Source organism: Pseudarthrobacter sulfonivorans, assembly GCF_014712225.1.
Lineage (GTDB): Bacteria > Actinomycetota > Actinomycetes > Actinomycetales > Micrococcaceae > Arthrobacter > Arthrobacter sulfonivorans.
In genome coordinates, this window is the sequence record NZ_JACXBW010000022.1 from 1 (window position 1) to 16,346 (window position 16,346).

At 64.7% G+C, this 16,346-nt stretch carries 16 protein-coding genes and 2 pseudogenes; 10 read left to right on the forward strand and 8 right to left on the reverse strand.

The annotated features are described in order from the left end of the window. Positions 1-397: pseudogene (locus tag IAQ70_RS22930) on the forward strand (hypothetical protein); the annotation flags it as partial. A gap of 104 nt (positions 398-501) precedes the next feature. Here IAQ70_RS22930 and IAQ70_RS20450 read toward each other — a convergent pair. Together IAQ70_RS20450 and IAQ70_RS20455 are read right to left on the reverse strand one after the other, a co-directional pair. Continuing rightward, positions 502-1,104 carry a phosphohydrolase gene (locus IAQ70_RS20450; RefSeq protein WP_190991718.1) on the reverse strand — a complete coding sequence of 201 codons (603 nt, stop codon included), beginning with the start codon at positions 1,102-1,104 and terminating at the stop codon, positions 502-504. Between the two features lie 44 nt (positions 1,105-1,148). After that, the gene (locus IAQ70_RS20455) at positions 1,149-1,628 is read right to left on the reverse strand and encodes a MarR family winged helix-turn-helix transcriptional regulator (protein WP_190991720.1); all 480 of its coding nucleotides are present in this window, start codon (positions 1,626-1,628) and stop codon (positions 1,149-1,151) included. 124 nt (positions 1,629-1,752) lie between these two features. Here IAQ70_RS20455 and IAQ70_RS20460 point away from each other — a divergent pair, with 124 nt between their 5' ends. The 6 genes from IAQ70_RS20460 to menE all read left to right on the forward strand — a co-directional run bounded on the left by IAQ70_RS20460 (position 1,753) and on the right by menE (position 8,447). Beyond that, a complete protein-coding gene (locus IAQ70_RS20460) occupies positions 1,753-2,691 on the forward strand; it encodes an SDR family NAD(P)-dependent oxidoreductase (protein WP_190991722.1) in 939 nt (312 codons plus the stop codon). 39 nt (positions 2,692-2,730) lie between these two features. Then, positions 2,731-3,615 carry an amidohydrolase family protein gene (locus IAQ70_RS20465; RefSeq protein ID WP_190991724.1) on the forward strand — a complete coding sequence of 295 codons (885 nt, stop codon included), beginning with the start codon at positions 2,731-2,733 and terminating at the stop codon, positions 3,613-3,615. 1 nt (position 3,616) lies between these two features. Continuing rightward, positions 3,617-4,882: an acyl-CoA dehydrogenase family protein gene (locus tag IAQ70_RS20470; RefSeq protein WP_190991726.1), complete on the forward strand. Its 1,266-nt coding sequence runs from the start codon at positions 3,617-3,619 to the stop codon at positions 4,880-4,882. A gap of 82 nt (positions 4,883-4,964) precedes the next feature. After that, entirely contained in the window at positions 4,965-5,420 is a 456-nt protein-coding gene (locus tag IAQ70_RS20475) for a MaoC family dehydratase (protein WP_190991728.1), read from the forward strand. Between the two features lie 35 nt (positions 5,421-5,455). Further along, the gene (locus IAQ70_RS20480) at positions 5,456-6,823 is read left to right on the forward strand and encodes an MFS transporter (protein ID WP_190991730.1); all 1,368 of its coding nucleotides are present in this window, start codon (positions 5,456-5,458) and stop codon (positions 6,821-6,823) included. A gap of 55 nt (positions 6,824-6,878) precedes the next feature. Next, on the forward strand, positions 6,879-8,447 hold the full coding sequence (gene menE / locus IAQ70_RS20485) for an o-succinylbenzoate--CoA ligase (RefSeq protein WP_190991732.1): 1,569 nt from the start codon (positions 6,879-6,881) through the stop codon (positions 8,445-8,447). Here menE and gluQRS read toward each other — a convergent pair. After that, positions 8,444-9,346: a tRNA glutamyl-Q(34) synthetase GluQRS gene (gluQRS, locus tag IAQ70_RS20490; RefSeq protein ID WP_190991734.1), complete on the reverse strand. Its 903-nt coding sequence runs from the start codon at positions 9,344-9,346 to the stop codon at positions 8,444-8,446. The genes menE and gluQRS overlap by 4 nt on opposite strands. A 104-nt stretch (positions 9,347-9,450) precedes the next feature. Between gluQRS and IAQ70_RS20495 the strand changes: the two are divergent. Both IAQ70_RS20495 and IAQ70_RS20500 read left to right on the forward strand, forming a co-directional pair. Continuing rightward, positions 9,451-10,649, forward strand: a pseudogene (locus IAQ70_RS20495) (IS30 family transposase). A gap of 384 nt (positions 10,650-11,033) precedes the next feature. Further along, on the forward strand, positions 11,034-11,501 hold the full coding sequence (locus IAQ70_RS20500) for an Lrp/AsnC family transcriptional regulator (protein WP_190991736.1): 468 nt from the start codon (positions 11,034-11,036) through the stop codon (positions 11,499-11,501). 93 nt (positions 11,502-11,594) lie between these two features. Here IAQ70_RS20500 and IAQ70_RS20505 read toward each other — a convergent pair whose 3' ends face one another. After that, positions 11,595-12,050 carry an Lrp/AsnC family transcriptional regulator gene (locus IAQ70_RS20505; RefSeq protein WP_190991738.1) on the reverse strand — a complete coding sequence of 152 codons (456 nt, stop codon included), beginning with the start codon at positions 12,048-12,050 and terminating at the stop codon, positions 11,595-11,597. 104 nt (positions 12,051-12,154) lie between these two features. Here IAQ70_RS20505 and IAQ70_RS20510 point away from each other — a divergent pair, with 104 nt between their 5' ends. After that, a complete protein-coding gene (locus IAQ70_RS20510; RefSeq protein WP_190991740.1) occupies positions 12,155-12,808 on the forward strand; it encodes a LysE family translocator in 654 nt (217 codons plus the stop codon). On the opposite strand, the gene IAQ70_RS20515 is transcribed toward IAQ70_RS20510, so the two are convergent. The 4 genes from IAQ70_RS20515 to IAQ70_RS20530 form a co-directional block, all read right to left on the reverse strand. Next, positions 12,805-13,164, reverse strand: a complete 360-nt coding sequence (locus IAQ70_RS20515; RefSeq protein ID WP_190991742.1) for a nuclear transport factor 2 family protein — start codon at positions 13,162-13,164, stop codon at positions 12,805-12,807. The genes IAQ70_RS20510 and IAQ70_RS20515 overlap by 4 nt on opposite strands. Positions 13,165-13,219: 55 nt before the next feature. Continuing rightward, complete coding sequence (locus tag IAQ70_RS20520; RefSeq protein WP_190991744.1) at positions 13,220-14,185, reverse strand: hypothetical protein; 966 nt, start codon at positions 14,183-14,185, stop codon at positions 13,220-13,222. 47 nt (positions 14,186-14,232) lie between these two features. Then, complete coding sequence (locus tag IAQ70_RS20525; RefSeq protein WP_190991746.1) at positions 14,233-14,733, reverse strand: DUF456 domain-containing protein; 501 nt, start codon at positions 14,731-14,733, stop codon at positions 14,233-14,235. Between the two features lie 137 nt (positions 14,734-14,870). After that, the gene (locus IAQ70_RS20530; protein ID WP_190991748.1) at positions 14,871-16,070 is read right to left on the reverse strand and encodes an NAD(P)-dependent malic enzyme; all 1,200 of its coding nucleotides are present in this window, start codon (positions 16,068-16,070) and stop codon (positions 14,871-14,873) included. Positions 16,071-16,346: the final 276 nt, after the last annotated feature.

Here is a 16,346-nt window from a genome sequence, read left to right on the forward strand (position 1 = left end):
CCACCACCGGCTCAAACACACCACACCCTGGAAACCCACCGAAGCCACCAAAACCGAACCACCCGGCTGGATCTCACCCACCGGCCGCCACTACACCAGCGAACACCCCGACTGGGAACCACCTACCTGGCCAGACCAGATTGTGGATCTACTGCCCTATGGGGACCGTGGCCTTTCCCTGCCCGAAAGCCTGTCCGAATGCCCATCCGAGTTCCCGTCCGAGTTCACGTCCGAAAAACCGGTTCCGGCTGATCCCTGGCAGGAGCTGGCGTGGCTGCGACGTCGTCTCCAGAAACCGGAGCCGGTCGCGTTTGCCTCCGTACCTGACTTCCTCTGGCTCACTGAACAGCCGCTGGCGGGCAGCGGCGCGCGTTCGCCGGCCGGCAGCACTGGCTGATTAGGTCGTACGACCAGACGGGCCCGACCACCATGCTCTTCGACGCCGAGTCACGCATCGTCCATGACCACGGGCGCGGGAACGGGCCTCTGGAAGGACGTCCGCTAGGACTCGTAGGTGAGGTTCTCGTAGTCGGTGTCGTCTTCCTCATCGAGCCGGGCATCAAGCTCTTCGAGCAGCCACGGGTTCACGCGGGCCAGAATATTGCGGATTTCCTCGGTCTCCACGGCGGCATACAGCACCGGCCGGGCGTCCCGGTACTTGGTGACCGGGGGCTTGTCCGGCCATTTCTCGGCCAGTGCCTTGACACGTTCCGGCAGGGAATTGTGGGCGTTGTCCGCGATCTTCACGAGGGCGGCGTCGTGGTCCTCAGCGATGTAGCGGATGCCAGCCTGGTAGTTATCCGGATTGTCGTGCAGCCGGTTGGTAACCCGCTCGATGATGTCCGCTGACCGCTCAGAAACGCCCATCTCCAGAAGTGCCTGCCGGGTGATCGGGGTGTCCTCGGCGATGTCGTGGAGGTAGCCTGCAATCCGGATGTCATCGTCGAAATCAGCCAATGCGTCCCCTACGGCGATGACGTGTTCGCGGTAAGGGCGTTTGAGTTTGTCCTTCTGCCGGTTGTGGGCAACCTCCGCCAGGACCTTTGCGGTCTCAACAGTGAATCTGGGCCTGGCGCTGTGCTCCATGGAGTGCTGGTCTGACATAGTCCAAGCCTACGGCCCCATAGACCGCACCGCCGTACGGCCCCTTACACTGCACCGCCCCACAGCGCCTTGCGCAGCAGCGCCTTCAGGGTGGCCACTTCAGCGGTCTCGAGGCCTTGCAGCGCCTCGGCCTCGGCCTGCGCGGCCGCCTCAGAAGCACGCTCGTGGAGTTTGGCGCCCGCCGCAGTAGCAGTCACGGTCTTGGCCCTGCGGTCCAGCTTGCCGGGAGCCCGGACCACCAGTCTCCGCTTCTCCAGCTCATCCACCAGGGCCACGATCTGGCTCGGATCCAAGCTCAAGAAATCGGCGAGCTCCCGCTGGGTTGGTTCGAGGCCGCTGTTCGCGAGGATCAGCACCGAATACGAGCGCTCCTTGAGATCAAAAGCGGCGAGGGCCCGGTTGTTGAGCACGGACCCCGCTGCGTGCAGTTTTGCCAGCAGGAATCCCATGTCGCTAGTGATCGAAGCGGCCACCAACTTGTCCTCGACGCTGCCCTGCTTTGCTCCCTGCACTTCGATGGTCATGTCACTCCAGATAGTTTTCAAAATAAATCATTGACTTCTACAACAATCCATATTCTCATGGATACAGAACAGCATCCCATGCCGGACGGCAAGGTGAACATGGTCAGCTAGCAAAGGAGCAGCAATGAGCCTGTCAGGCAAAGTAGCAATCGTCACCGGAAGCGGTCAGGGTCTTGGCCTCGCCTATGCCCGCGAACTCGCCCGCCAAGGTGCCGCCGTCGTCATCAACGACGTGAACGCGGAGACCGCTGCGCAGGCTGTGGCACAGATTGAGGCCGACGGCGGCCGGGCCACCGCCGTGGTCGCCCCCGTGGGCAGCACCGAAGCCGCCAAGGCGCTGGTGGCCGGAGCGGTCGAAGCTTACGGCCGCTTGGATATTCTGGTCACCAATGCCGGGATCCTGCGGGACAAGAGCCTGCTGAAGATGTCCGACGAGGACTTCGACCTCGTGATCAACGTCCACCTCAAGGGCACCTTCACCTGCGTCCGGGAGGCCTTCGCCCACTTCAAGGAGAACAACGTCCAAGGCCGGATCATCACCATCGGTTCCCCGACGGGTCAGCGCGGCAACTTTGGCCAGACCAACTACGCCGCAGCCAAGGCGGGCATCGTGGGCATGGTCCGCACCTGGGCGCTGGAAATGAAGAAGGCCGGCGTGACCGTCAACTCCGTCATCCCGGTTGCCGCCACCGCCATGACCAAGACCGTCCCCTACTTCCAAAAGGCCGTGGAAGCCGACGAGCGCGGCGAGGCCATGCCATCCTTCTTCCGGCACGACCTCGGCTTCGGAACGGCCGGCGACGTCGCGGGCCTCATTGCGTTCCTCGCCTCCGACGAGGCCGCCAACATCACCGGACAGGCGATCGGAGCCGGCGGCGACCGGCTGCAGGTCTGGACCCACCCGGAGCCAGCGACCACCGAATACCGCGACGGCGGCTGGAGCTACGAAGCCCTGCGCGAGAACGCCGGTGAGCTGTTCAGCGCTGACACACTCCAGAGCTACGGCGAGGAATTCCTGCCGCTGCCGGAGGAGCTCAAGCCCGAGCCGGCCCCGGCACGCTAGTCCACTGCGCGCCGGCCACTGACTGCTAAGGAAATCCATATGCGTTATGAACTGGGCATCGATGCCGCCAAACTCGATGCGATTGACATGCACGTTCACCTGGAGGTGGATGGCCACGGCCACGAATCACTGCCACAGACCCTGACCGAGGCGTCCGCGAAGTACTTCAAAGCCGAGGACCGCACCCCCTCGCTGGACCGCATCGCGGAGATCTACCGCGAACTGAACATGGCCGCCGTCGTGTTCACCGTGGACGCACGCACCCAGCTCAAGCACGAGCCGAACAGCATCCCGGAGCTGATCGCCGGCGCGGCGAAGAACAACGACGTGCTGATTCCCTTCGGCAGCGTGGACCCCCGCACCGGGGAAGATGCGATTGCCGGCGCCAAGCACCAGGCCATCGAGCTCGGTGCCCGGGGCTTCAAGTTCCACCCGTCCCTGCAGGGCTTCGACCCTTCCAACGAGCGGTTCTACCCGCTCTGGGACACCCTCCAGGAGCTCGGGCTGCCCGCGATCTTCCACACCGGACAGAACGGCATGGGCGCAGGCCTCCCGGGCGGATACGGCATCAAGCTTGCCTACTCCAACCCGCTCCTGCTGGACGCCGTCGCCGCGGATTTCCCGGAACTGCAGATCATCATGGCGCACCCTTCCGTTCCATGGCAGGACGAGGCCAACTCCATCGCGACACACAAATCGAATGTCTTCATTGACCTGTCCGGCTGGTCGCCGAAGTACTTCCCTGAGTCCCTGGTGCGGATGTCCAACTCGGTCCTGCAGGACAAGGTCCTCTTCGGCACCGACTTCCCACTCATCACCCCGCAGAAATGGCTCGGCGCGTTCGCGGACCTCCCACTCAAGGACGAGGTCCGGCCCAAAATCCTTAAGGACAACGCCGTCCGACTGCTGGGACTGGGAGCCTGAGATGGGCACGACGACGGTGGAACCCTCAGTGGGTGCCATGCCTCCCGGAGAGGGACAAGAACGCCTCTATCGATTCTCGGACTTCTACGATGCGGAGTCCCTCCTGACCGACAGCGAGCGCCGGGTCCTGGGCAGGCTCCGCACCTTCCTTGACGAGAAGGCACATCCGCTGCTGGCGGACCACTGGGAGCGCGGCGAATTTCCCACTGAACTCGCGCAGCCGCTGATCGACCTGGACCTGATGGAGCCGGCCGAACTGACGGAACCTGCCGAACCGACGGGCGCCCCGGGTGCAGGACGAGTTCCTGCCCGGGGTATCTACCAAGGGTTCCGGATCTTCGAACTCGCACGCACGGACGCTTCACTGGCAACCTGGTACACGTCGCAGGCAGGGCTCTTCCGCACGGCCATCCGCGTGGGGGCCTCAGAGGCGCAGCAGCAGGAGTGGATGCCCAAGGTCATCGACTTCTCCCTCAAGGGTGTCTTCTCCCTGACCGAGCCGGAGCACGGTTCGGACATCGCCGGCGGACTGTCCACCACCGCACGCCGCGAAGGCGACGGCTGGGTCCTGGACGGCGCGAAGCGCTGGATCGGCGGCGCGTCCACCGCAGACGTCCTGGCCGTGTTCGCCCGGGACGTGGCGGACGGGCAGGTGAAAGCGTTCCTCGTCGAGCGCGAGGCCCCGGGCGTGGCACTGGAGAAGATCCACGGCAAGACGTCCCTGCGGATGATGCAGAACGCCCACATCACCCTCACCGGGGTCAGGGTGCCCGAAGCCATGCGCCTGCACAACGTGAACTCCTTCCGCGACGTCGCAGCGATGCTGCGGGCCATGCGCTCGGACGTCGCGTGGATCGCCACCGGCATCCAGGCCGGCGCCTTCGAAGCCGCCCTGGCCTATGTCAACGAACGCCAACAGTTCGGCCGCAGCCTTGGCTCGTTCCAACTGGTCCAGGAGAAACTGGCCCGGATGCTCGGCAACATCACCTCCTCCCTGTCGTTGGTGGTCCGGTTGACCGAACAGCAGGCCAAAGGCATCTACCGCGACCAGGACTCAGCCCTGGCGAAGATGCAGACGTCCCTGCTGATGCGCGAAACCGTGGCGTTGGCCCGCGAGGTTGTGGGCGGCAACGGCATCACCCTCGACACCGACGTTGCCCGCTTCCATGCGGACGCCGAAGCCGTCTATTCCTACGAAGGCACCCATGAGATCAATGCGCTCATTGTGGGCCGCGCCCTGACCGGCGAAAGCGCCTTCACCCGCTGACCAGCGCTCAAGCACGGAACCCGGCACCCGCCGTCGTGCTTTCAACTACTAACCCCGAACCAAACCCAACCAGGAGGCAAAGATGCCCAATCTCGTCGTCGACTTCGACAAACTGCTCACCCTTTCCGGCACCGACCTGGGCGTTACCGAATACATCGAGATCACGCAGGAGCAGATCAACAAATTCGCTGACGCCACCGGTGACGACCAGTGGATCCATGTGGATCCGGAGCGAGCCAAGGACGGCCCGTTCGGGGCCCCCATCGCCCACGGCTTCCTTACCCTCTCGCTCATCATCCCGTTCTGGGGCGAGCTGTTCGACGTCGAAGGCGTCACCACCAAGGTCAACTACGGCCTGGACAAGGTCCGTTTCACGTCGCCGGTGAAGGTCGGCTCGCGGATCCGCATGCAGGCCACCATCGCCGACGTCACCGAGGTCAAGGGCGGCGCCCAGATCAAGGTCGCGAGCACCATCGAGATCGAAGGCCAGGAACGCCCCGCTGTCGTCGCCGAATTCCTGGCCCGGTTCTACAAGTAACCACCCCTCCGCGCACTTTTTTCAAAGGAACAACCATGTCCGGACTCAACCAGCTGCAAGCCCTGGGCACTGCCGAGCGTCGCAAGGAAGCACGCACCGTCATCGCCTCCAGCTACCTGGGCAGCACCATCGAGTACTACGACTTCCTGCTTTACGCCACCGCCGCCGCCGTAGTGTTCCCGAAGGTCTTCTTCAGCGGAATGGACGACTGGGTGGGCGTTGTGGCCGCCTACGGCACGTTCGCCGCCGGCTATGTAGCCCGCCCCCTGGGCGGCATCATCTTCGGCCACTTCGGCGACAAGCTCGGCCGCAAGAACATGCTGATCATCTCCATGCTGATGATGGGCATCGCGTCCACACTGATCGGCGTGGTACCCGACGCCTCCGTGGCAGGCCCCTGGGGCGCGGTGCTCCTGGTAATCCTCCGCGTCTTCCAGGGCATTGCCGTGGGCGGGGAGTGGGGCGGCGCAGCACTGATGGCGCTGGAGCATTCCGAATCCGGCAAGCGTGGCTTCGCTGCGTCCTTCGTGAACGCAGGCGCTCCCACTGGCGCCGTCCTCGGCACACTCGCCATGGGCGCATTCGCTGCCCTGCCCAATGACCAGTTCCTCAGCTGGGGCTGGCGCGTGCCGTTCCTGCTCTCCTTCGTCCTGCTGGGCGTGGGCATGTTCGTCCGCCTGAAGGTCTCCGAAAGCCCCATCTTCAAGGCTGCACTGGAACAAGAGAAGGCTGAGAAGGCAATGGCCGAACAGGCAGCCACCCGGGCAGGCATCACCCTCAAGCGTGACATTCCGCTGCTGCTGGTTCTGCGGCGTCCCAAGACCCTGATCTTCACCATGCTGGCCGGTGCCGCCGGATTCGCACTCCAGGTTGTGCTGGCGACGTTCTCGGTCACGTATGCCGTGTCCAAGGGCGCGGACCGGCAGGGTGTGCTGTACGCCTTTGCCGCAGCGTCAGCACTGTCCATCGTGTTCGTCATCCTGGGCGGCAAGCTCTCCGACAAACTTGGCCGGCGCCCGGTGATGATCGGCGGCCTGGTGCTGTTCATCATTTACCTGATCCCCATGTTTTCGCTGCTGTCCTCGAACAACATCATGCTGATCTTCGTTGCCTTTGCGATCGGCCTGATGATCCACTCCACCCTGTTCGGCCCCCTGGCGGCCTTCGTGTCCGAACAGTTCGGAACCACATCCCGCTACACCGGCGCTTCACTGGGCTATCAACTGGCAACCCTCCTGGGCGCCGGCTTCACCCCGGGCATCGTGGCCCAGATCTTCAAGGATTCGGGGCAGAACACGTCCTCGGTGGTCACCTATCTGGCCATCATGTCCGTGGTTTCCATCGTGTTCATCCTGCTCACCCGGGAACCCAAGAACAACGACCTCCTCACGGTGAAGTCCTGATGGCCTTCTCCCCCTCCGCCACCACGGACTAACCTCACAGTAGAAAGGATCCGCCATGGAGAACTTCGGTATCGGCTCGTGGCTGGAGCGGCGCCGCCCCAAGTCCGGCAGCAAGACAGCGCTCATCAACGGGGACCGGGAACTCAGCTACGAGCAACTCGCTGACCGGAGCGTCCGGCTGGCCAACGCCCTCCGGGACGGCGGGGTCAGCCGGGGGGACCGGGTGGCCTACCTCGGGGACAACCACCCGTCATTCCTTGAAACGCTCTTCGCGTGCGGACAGCTGGGAGCCATCTTCGTCCCCCTCAATACCCGGCTGGCCCCGCCGGAGATCCAGTTCCAGCTTCAGGACTGTGGAACGGAAACATTGATCCATGCCGGGAGCCTGGATCTCCTCGCCGCCGCCGGAGCGTCGGGCACGGGAGTGAACCGTCGCATCTCGGTGGATGATTCCACCGACGGCGCGGTTACCTCCGGGAGTGCCGGCGGACAAAGCACGACGGCGGCGGAAGACTTCGACGCGGTGCTCGCCTCAGGAGGGGACCAGTACGTTGATGAAGCGGTGGACCTGGCCGACGGTGCCATGATTCTCTACACCTCCGGCACCACCGGGAACCCCAAGGGGGCGCTGCTGACGCACGGGAACATCGTGTGGAACTGCATGAACGTCATCGTCGACTTCGACTTTGTTTCCACGGATGTCGCGCTGATGATCTCGCCGATGTTCCACGTGGCTTCCCTGGACATGGGTGTCCTCCCCACGCTCCTCAAGGGCGGGACGGTGGTTCTCGAGCCCAGGTTCGATCCCGCACGGACTCTGGAGCTGATCGAAAAGCATCGTGCCACAACTATCAGCGGCGTACCCACCACGTATCAGATGCTGTGCGAGCATCCGGCCTGGGACACCACCGAGCTGAGTTCGTTGAACAAGCTAACGTGCGGCGGGTCGGCTGTTCCCCTGCGGGTGCTGGAGGCCTATGAACAGCGGGGCCTGCGCTTCTCCAACGGCTATGGCATGACGGAGACCGCGCCGGGGGCCACCACCCTGCCCGCGGCCCGGTCCCGGGAAAAGGCTGGCTCCTCCGGGCTCCCGCATTTCTTCACGGATGTGCGGATCGCCGACTTCGACGGGACGGTGGCCCCTGCGGGATCTGTGGGCGAGATCCAGATCAAGGGCCCCAATGTGATCCACGAATACTGGAACCGGCCCGCGGCAAGTGCCGAGTCCTATGACGCAGGCGGATGGTTCAAGTCCGGCGATATGGGCTACAAGGACAAGGACGGCTTTGTGTTTGTGTCCGACCGCCTCAAGGACATGATCATCTCCGGCGGCGAAAACATCTATCCGGCCGAGGTGGAGCAGGCCATCACCGAACTGGATGCAGTGGGCAGCGTGGCCGTCATCGGCGTCGCCGACGAGAAGTGGGGTGAAGTCCCGCGAGCCGTCGTCCTCCTGCGTGAGGGCGCCCAGCTCACCGAGGCCGAGCTGCGGACGCATCTTGAGGGAAGGCTGGCGCGTTACAAAATCCCCAAGTCAGTGGTGTTCGTGGACGAAATGCCGCGCACTGCCAGCGGGAAAATCCGGAAGAACGATCTTCGGAAGCTCTCCGCGGGCCAGGGTTAATCGGCCAGGGGCAGGACCCCTATGCCCGTCCACACCCACGGCCCGCGGGGAAGGTCGGCGGGCCGGAACGCAGCGAGCGCTTGTTCCAAAGTCCCTGCGGGCAGGCCCAGGGACTGGAGGATGAGGTCGCGGACCTCCGTTTCAGTAGCACCGGCGAGCGCGAGGTCGGCCAGCGTAACGGCACCGTCGCGCTTGGCCAGCCGGGCGCCGCCGGAATTCACCACCAGCGGCACATGTGCATATTCCGGAACCGGCATATGCAGCAGTGAGGCGAGGTAGGCCTGCCGGGGAGTGGAGGGCAGGAGATCGTCGCCGCGGACTACCTGATCTATCCCCTGGGCGGCATCGTCCACCACCACCGCCAGGTTGTAGGCGGTCACACCGTCGTTGCGGCGCAGGACGAAGTCATCGACAACCCCGGTGAATTCCCCGCACAGGACGTCGTGCACGGTGTATTCCGTGACGTCCGCGCGGAGCCTGATGGCCGCCGGCCGCGTGGAACGTTTGTACTCCAGCTCTGCCGGATCCAGGTTGCGGCACGTGCCCGGATAGGCACCCTGCGGTGCGTGCGGCGCCGATGGCGCCTCCTGGATTTCGCGGCGCGTGCAGAAGCACTCATACGTCAGGCCCGCGGCGGACAACTGGTCAACGGCGTCGTCGTACACCGCGGTGCGCTCTGTCTGGCGGACGACGGCGCCGTCCCAAGTCACGCCGATGGCCGCCAGATCGCGGAGCTGCTCAGCCTCCGCACCGGCACGTGCGCGGTCCAGGTCCTCAATGCGCAGCAGAAAGTCCCGCCCCGTGGAGCGGGCGAACAGCCAGGCAAGAATGGCGGTGCGGAGATTACCGACATGGAGTTCACCGGAGGGGCTGGGGGCGAAGCGTCCGGCACGAGTCATGATTCAACCCTACGCACAGGGACAACGCGGGGTCAGTTACGGCCCGATATGGAGCGGCAAAATCATACGGTCGTTGCAACATTCTGATTATTTGGAGGTTGCAAATGCCGAGTGGTTATCCAGCGTCTGATGTGTTGAAGGATGAGTTCTTTTCGCTCCTGCGCCGCGGGGTGACGGTGAAGGAGGCATCTGCCCGGATTGGGGTGTGGCGCAGCACTACCCAGCGTTGGCTGGGTAAGACTGGCGGCATGCGGATGCGTATGGGTGTCAACGGCGGTGTTGAAGGTGGCCCGGTGCCGGCTGTTCGGGCGGGATCCAATCGGCTTGATCTGGTGGACCGGACGATAATCATGATCCGGTTCCGCGAGGGGGCCACGGTTGCGGCTATCGGGCGGGAGATCGGCAGGGACAGGTCGGTGGTGTGGAGGGAGGTAAGCCGGAACCAGTGCACCGATGGGACGTACCAGGCCGAAGTGGCCCAGGTACGCGCCCATCAGCGCGCCAGGCGCCCGAAGGCCTTCCGGCTTCAGCACCCGGAGCTGGCCACATACGTAGAAGATGCCATGGATGATGGCTGGTCCCCAAAGCTGGTGTCCTTGGTCCTGAAGCAAACCTTCAGCCACGATGAGAACATGCAGGTCAGCCACGAAACGATCTATCGGAGCCTCTACGTTCAGGGCCGGGGCGAACTGCGCAAGGATCTGTACCGGTGCCTAAGCACCAGCAGGAGCAAACGGACCCCGCGCGGGGAACGGCCGCGGGGAAACGTCGGCCATCCTTACCGGGATGCTCCAAAGATTTCTGAACGTCCCGCACAGGTCGCTGACCGGGCCGTTCCAGGACATTGGGAAGGGGACCTTATCCTTGGCAAGGACAACCACAGCGCCATAGGCACCCTGGTCGAGCGGAGCACCCGGTTCACGATGCTCCTGCACCTTCCAGGCCGGCACACCGCACAGGAAGTCGCCGATGCCATGATTGCCCAGATGCGCCGGCTCCCGGACCAGCTGGTCAAAACTGTGACCTGGGATCGGGGGGTGGAGATGACCCAGTACCCCCGCATCCAGATGGCCCTGGACGCGGGGGTTTACTTCTGCGACCCGCACTCACCCTGGCAGCGCGGCACCAACGAAATACCAACCGGCTGCTGCGGCACTGGTTCGAAAAAGGCACAGACCTTTCGGCCTTCACAGCCGAGGACCTTGACACCATCGCCGACAAACTCAACAACCGGCCCCGCCCAACCCTGGACCTCGAAACCCCTAAACAACGCATGCGCCAACTCATCGCCGCCGCGGCATGACCTCCAACTGTTGCAACGACCAGTTGACTTTAAGAGCTCCGGAGGGGCAGGAAGTGACCCCGCGTTGCGGCAGGACGGACGGACAACACAAGAGCCCCTCAGCTACCGATGACGCCGGAGGATCCGACGCCCGGGAGTTCAGGGGCTCTTGCCGTGTTTGCAGAATGACCGTGGTGTGAACAAGTGTCATCAGCGGCGGCCCCCTTGCGGGAGGCTGTGTCCAGGTTCCGGGTGGTGTGCCGGTGAGCCTGTAAGCCAGCGGGATGGGCGGTAGCCTGTTTCCTGCTTGTTGCCATTATTTGAGCAGACACCTTACAGTTGGCGCAACCGACCCGAGAATCAATGGTCAGACTGACCAATACGAGCCCCGGACAGCGACAGGAAATGATCAGATTGCAGGAATTGGACGTAACTGACAAGCGGATCCTCAACGCCCTGGACGAGGACCCGCGCGTTCCGATCATGGTCCTGGCCCAACGGCTTGGCCTTGCGCGCGGGACCGTACAGTCCCGCCTGGAGCGGATGACGGCGTCGGGGGCGCTCCGCCCCAACAGCAGCCGCGTCCTGCCCGCCGCCCTTGGCCGCGGGGTCGCAGCCGCCGTGAGCGCCGAACTGGACCAAAGCCATCTCAATGAAGCCATCGCCGCCCTCCGCGAGATCCCCGAAGTCCTTGAGTGCCACGCCCCCGCCGGCGACACCGACCTGCTGATCCGGGTGGTGGCAACCAGCCCGGACGATCTCTACCGCGTGTCAGAGGAAATCCGCCTCTGCCCGGGGATCGTCCGCACGTCAACAAGCATGTTCCTGCGCGAGGTCATCCCGTACAGGACCACGGGGCTGCTGAAGGACTAAACCCCCGACAGCCAATCGACTGCGGTGCAACGCGGGGTCAGTAGCGGCCAAAAGAAGGGCTCCGGAACGGCATTGAGTAACCCCGCGTTGCAGTTAGACCGGCGGACCGGTGTTGGACTTAAGGTTCTTCATCACCAGCGTGGACGTCAACCGCTCCACGCCGGGAAGTGAAGTGAGCTCGGCGTCGTAGAAACGCTGATAGGCCGGCAGGTCCTCGGCAATGACCTTCAGCAGGTAGTCCGGCGAACCGAAGAGCCGCTGCGCCTCCACAATGTTGGGCGTATCCGCCACACGGTTCTCAAAAACCTCCATCGTGGAGCGGTCCACCTGGCGCAACGTGACAAACACAATCGCCTCAAAACCCAGGCCGACGGCGGCCGGATCGATGTCCGCCTTGTAACCGCGGATCACTCCCGAAGCCTCAAGGTCACGCAGCCTCCGGTGGCAAGGCGCCACCGTCAAACCCACCTTGGCGGCCAGGGCCGTGGCAGTCATTCGGCCATCCTGTTTGAGGTGGCGCAAAATATTCCTGTCGATATGGTCAATCACGCAATAATCTTACCCATAAGGCGCCAGTCGCGGCGAAATTGGTAAGCACTTATGGCCGGAAAATTCATAGGGTTTGTCCTGTAGCCATCGGACAGGAGCCCGCCATGAACCCCCAGTTGTTTTTCGCCTTTGTGCTCGTGGCGGCCGCCCTCGCCTGCACCCCCGGCGTGGACTGGGCCTACTCCATCAGCGCAGGGCTTCGGCAGCGCAGCTTTGTTCCGGCCGTGGCCGGACTTTGCGGCGGGTATGTCCTGCACACGCTGCTGATGGTGGTTGGTCTCGCGGCCCTGCTGTCCGGAATGCCCGGCCTCCTCGGCTGGCTCACCGTCGCCGGGGCCGGATACCTGCTGTGGCTGGGCATCAGCACCCTCCGCTCCTGGCGCGGCGCCTCCTTCAGTGCGGCAGACGCCGTCGGAAAGCCCGCCAACCAGCTCCGGACCTTCCTTCAGGGCATGGGCACCAGCGGCATCAACCCCAAAGGCCTGCTGTTCTATGTGGCGCTGGTGCCGCAGTTCGTCAGCCCGGAAGCCACTCTCCCGCTGCCCGTCCAATCCGGGCTGCTGGGCCTGACGTTTGTGCTGCTGGCGGGCACTGTCTACACCTGCGTGGCGCTGCTGGCCCGCAAACTCCTCCAGTCCCGCCCCGGCGCCGCCCGCGCAGTGACGCTGGCCAGCGGCATCATCATGGTCCTCCTGGGCGCGGTGCTTCTGGCGGAGCAGGTTGTCCCACTGCTTGCCGGACTCACGCAGCAGGCTTAGACATCACGCTCCATGAACCATTCGGTGAAGTCGGAGGCGCGCCCGTCGGGCTCTAACCGGATCACCCACAGGTTGTCATAGCTGGGCCGGTCGCCCAGATAGTGCGTGAAGCCCTGCACAAAAGCCAGCCCACCGTCGGTGCCCAGCAGCGTCCAGTCGAAGGTCCATTCGTCGGGTTCGTCCCGCTCAACCAGCCAGCGGTCCACGATTTGCTCGCGGCCCCGCCACGGAGCCTTGTCATGCGGCCGGGTGGCGTAGACGGCTTCCTCGGTAAACAGCGCCCGGATGTCCTCGGGCTCGTTGGTGGTCCACGCCGCGATGTACTTTTCCATCCAGGACCTGGCTGCGTCGCTCATGCCTCCGTTGTACCCCGCCGCGGGGAGCCCCACAAGGCGTCCGCGGACCGGAAGCCTATTTCCCGTCCAGGTTTTCCCACTCCTGCTCCCACAGCCTGCGCTCGTCCACGTCCTTGCGGATCACCTCGAAGGTTTCCAGCTCCGCCGGCCGGCCCCGGAGCCAGTCCCGCGGGTTGAGGGACCTCCTGCCGTTGTCCAGCACCAGCAGCGCGCGGTCCGTCAGGGCATCGTTGCGGAGCACGGGGTCGGTTTTACGACGGCGGAGCACCTCCTGGAGAGCCTCCTGCGCCTTCGAGTGGGCGCCGAGCCGCCGCAGTGCACGGCCGCGGAGCAGCAGCAAAGCGGCCGACAGGTCGTCGGAATTCAACAGCCCCTCGGTCCAGATCACCACTTCCTTGTCCCGCCCCAGCGCGAAGGCCAGGGAGCAGCGGGCCAGGGCTGACGGCAGCGACGGCGGCAACCCGGTTACTGTCTGCAGCGCCGCTTCCAGCTGGCCCGTTTCCCGCAAGGAATGCGACAGCGCCAGGAAGACGGACTCCTGACCGAAGAGCACGGGGACTTGGACGCGTTCGGCGACCTCCACCCGGGTGACCACACGCGTCAGATACGTGGCCGCATACTGGTTGGCGTCGTCGTCGTTCCTGATGGACAGGCCCCGCTGCAGGAGTTCGGAAGCGCGCAGGTAGCCGCCGTGCTGGTACGCCAGGAGACCGGCCATGACAGAACATAGGCCCGCCCAGCCGGGATACGTGCGGCCCACGGCAATGAGCCGGTCCGGTTCCTTGCTGGTGAAGATGGCGTCATGGACTGCCCTGACCGCCCTGCCCGGCATGAGCTTCAGCCTGGGGACCTCGCCGTCCACGGCCAGGAGCGCCGCATCCCGCCTGCCCAGCACGCCGTGGATCAGCCCGCCCACAGTGCCTGCGAGTTCCCGGACGGGAGTCTGCAGTTGGACATTCCCGAACGGCGTCAGGTCACGGGTATCCCGGTAGATCGGTCCTCTGGCATCCCCCAAGGTCATCTCTCCATGCTACGTGTCAGCCCGGTGTGGTCGCCTGCGTGGCGATGCTAGGTAGCAGCCGCGATCCAGAGTCCGATCACCCAGGTGCTGGCGGCCAGGCAGGCAAGGCCGAACTCCGCGAGCATGCCCAGGCCGGTGGCTTTCAGGGCAGCCCAGCTGGTGGTGGTCGCCGTGCGGATCTGCCGGGTCCGGCGAAGCTCGCTGAGCAGCAGGCCGGCGGCGAACCCAACAAAGAGCCCCACGACGGGGATGATGAACATGCCGATCACGCCAGCGATCAGGCCGACCACCACACTCCGGTTGGGGATGCCGTGCTGCTTGAGCTTCCGGCCGGTCAGCACGGCGCTGGCCGACATGCCGGCGACCACAAAAACCATTCCCACGGCGAAGATCACCCAGCCCAGCGCTCCGGCGCCGCCCCAGATGGCCCATGCCAGCAGGCTGAGTCCGATGAGGAAGCTGCCCGGCAGCACCGGGATGATGGTGCCCGCGACTCCCACCAGGATCGCCACGCCGCACAGGATGCTTACAACGGTTTCGGAGTTCATGTGCCCCAGTTTAGGGTGGCCCAGGTGCACCGGCCGGCACCCGGCTGGCACTCCGGCTTAATGCCCGACGGCGGCGCCTCACCTTTGAAAGGAGAGACGCCGCCGTCCGGCGTTAGGGCAGTGGGTGGCTGCGGAGGTTACTCAGCTTCCACAGCGGCGGCCACGGCGGCCGTCACTGCGGGGGCAACGCGCGGGTCCAGCGGGCTCGGCACGATGTAATCAGCGGACAGGTCCTCGTCGGCCAGTTCCGCGATGGCGCGTGCCGCGGCAAGCTTCATGGCGGGCGTGATCCGGCGGGCGCCGGCGTCCAGCGCGCCGCGGAAGATTCCGGGGAATGCCAGCACGTTGTTGATCTGGTTGGGGAAGTCGCTGCGTCCGGTGGCCACAACGGCGGCGTACTTTGCGGCCACCTCGGGGAGGACTTCCGGGTCCGGGTTGGAGAGGGCGAACACGATGGAATCGGCGTTCATCAGCTTCAGGTGCGCTTCGTCCAGCTTCGAGGAGGAGACGCCGATGAACACGTCGGCGCCGAGCAGTGCTTCGCCGGGGCCGCCGGTGACGCCGCGCGGGTTGCTGCGCTGCGCCATCCGGGACTTCTTGCTCTGCGTGTCGGCCGCAATATCGGCCCGCTCGCTGTTGATGACGCCCTTGGAGTCGAGCAGGACAACATCCTCGATGCCTGCGGTCAACAGGATTTCCGCGACCGCGATGCCTGCCGCACCCGCGCCGGAAACGACGACGCGGAGGCCGGCGAGTTCGCGGCCGGTGACCTTGGCGGCGTTGGTGAGGGCGGCGAGGGCCACCACTGCGGTGCCGTGCTGGTCATCGTGCATAACCGGGCAGTCCAGGGCCTCGATGAGCTTTTCTTCCAGCTCGAAGCAGCGGGGGGCGGAGATGTCCTCGAGGTTGACTGCACCGAAGCTGGGGCGCAGCCGGACCAGGGTTTCCACGATCTCGTCGACGTCCGTGGTGTTCAGGACCAGGGGGATGGAATCCAGTTCGCCGAAGGTCTTGAACAGGGCGGACTTGCCCTCCATGACGGGCAGCGACGCGCTGGCGCCGATGTTGCCCAGGCCAAGAACGGCGGTCCCGTCGCTGACCACTACCACCAGGCGCTGCGCCCAGGTGAGGGTCTTGGCGAGCTCCGGGTTGGCGTGGATGGCGCGGCTGACCTCGGCCACACCCGGGGTGTAGGCGATGGACAGGTCGCGCTTGTTGGACAGCGGAACGGTGCTGGTGACCGAGAGCTTGCCGCCCTGGTGGGCATCGAAAATCTCGGCTTCGGTCAGGGCCGTTGCTGCGGAATTGTCAGTGGGTGCGATTGCGTCAATGGACACTTCGTTGTCTCCTGGGGCTAGCCGTGGGCGCACGGCGCAGAATGGCTCAAGCGCAGGGAGGCTCAAGATGGTGGGGTTCGGCACTTCGCGGACCCAAGGGTGACGGGTCCGGGGTGAAGTCCTTGCAGCTGCGGGTTGCCAGCCACTCCGGTATTGCAATACTAAACAGCGCCTATGGGCGAAACCGGCAGCGCGGGGACTTTGCCGCCGTGCTAAATCGATTTAGCACGCTCAAATGTGATCCACATCACGCCATAAAGACGTATTTAATCGGTC

Excerpts from the sequence above, each read along its gene's own strand:
- IAQ70_RS20450 (WP_190991718.1), bottom strand. The coding sequence starts at position 1,104 with ATGTCAGACCAGCACTCCATGGAGCACAGCGCCAGGCCCAGATTCACT.
- IAQ70_RS20455 (WP_190991720.1), bottom strand. The coding sequence starts at position 1,628 with ATGACCATCGAAGTGCAGGGAGCAAAGCAGGGCAGCGTCGAGGACAAG.
- IAQ70_RS20460 (WP_190991722.1), top strand. The coding sequence starts at position 1,753 with ATGAGCCTGTCAGGCAAAGTAGCAATCGTCACCGGAAGCGGTCAGGGT.
- IAQ70_RS20465 (WP_190991724.1), top strand. The coding sequence starts at position 2,731 with ATGCGTTATGAACTGGGCATCGATGCCGCCAAACTCGATGCGATTGAC.
- IAQ70_RS20470 (WP_190991726.1), top strand. The coding sequence starts at position 3,617 with ATGGGCACGACGACGGTGGAACCCTCAGTGGGTGCCATGCCTCCCGGA.
- IAQ70_RS20475 (WP_190991728.1), top strand. The coding sequence starts at position 4,965 with ATGCCCAATCTCGTCGTCGACTTCGACAAACTGCTCACCCTTTCCGGC.
- IAQ70_RS20480 (WP_190991730.1), top strand. The coding sequence starts at position 5,456 with ATGTCCGGACTCAACCAGCTGCAAGCCCTGGGCACTGCCGAGCGTCGC.
- menE (WP_190991732.1), top strand. The coding sequence starts at position 6,879 with ATGGAGAACTTCGGTATCGGCTCGTGGCTGGAGCGGCGCCGCCCCAAG.
- gluQRS (WP_190991734.1), bottom strand. The coding sequence starts at position 9,346 with ATGACTCGTGCCGGACGCTTCGCCCCCAGCCCCTCCGGTGAACTCCAT.
- IAQ70_RS20500 (WP_190991736.1), top strand. The coding sequence starts at position 11,034 with ATGATCAGATTGCAGGAATTGGACGTAACTGACAAGCGGATCCTCAAC.
- IAQ70_RS20510 (WP_190991740.1), top strand. The coding sequence starts at position 12,155 with ATGAACCCCCAGTTGTTTTTCGCCTTTGTGCTCGTGGCGGCCGCCCTC.
- IAQ70_RS20515 (WP_190991742.1), bottom strand. The coding sequence starts at position 13,164 with ATGAGCGACGCAGCCAGGTCCTGGATGGAAAAGTACATCGCGGCGTGG.
- IAQ70_RS20520 (WP_190991744.1), bottom strand. The coding sequence starts at position 14,185 with ATGACCTTGGGGGATGCCAGAGGACCGATCTACCGGGATACCCGTGAC.
- IAQ70_RS20525 (WP_190991746.1), bottom strand. The coding sequence starts at position 14,733 with ATGAACTCCGAAACCGTTGTAAGCATCCTGTGCGGCGTGGCGATCCTG.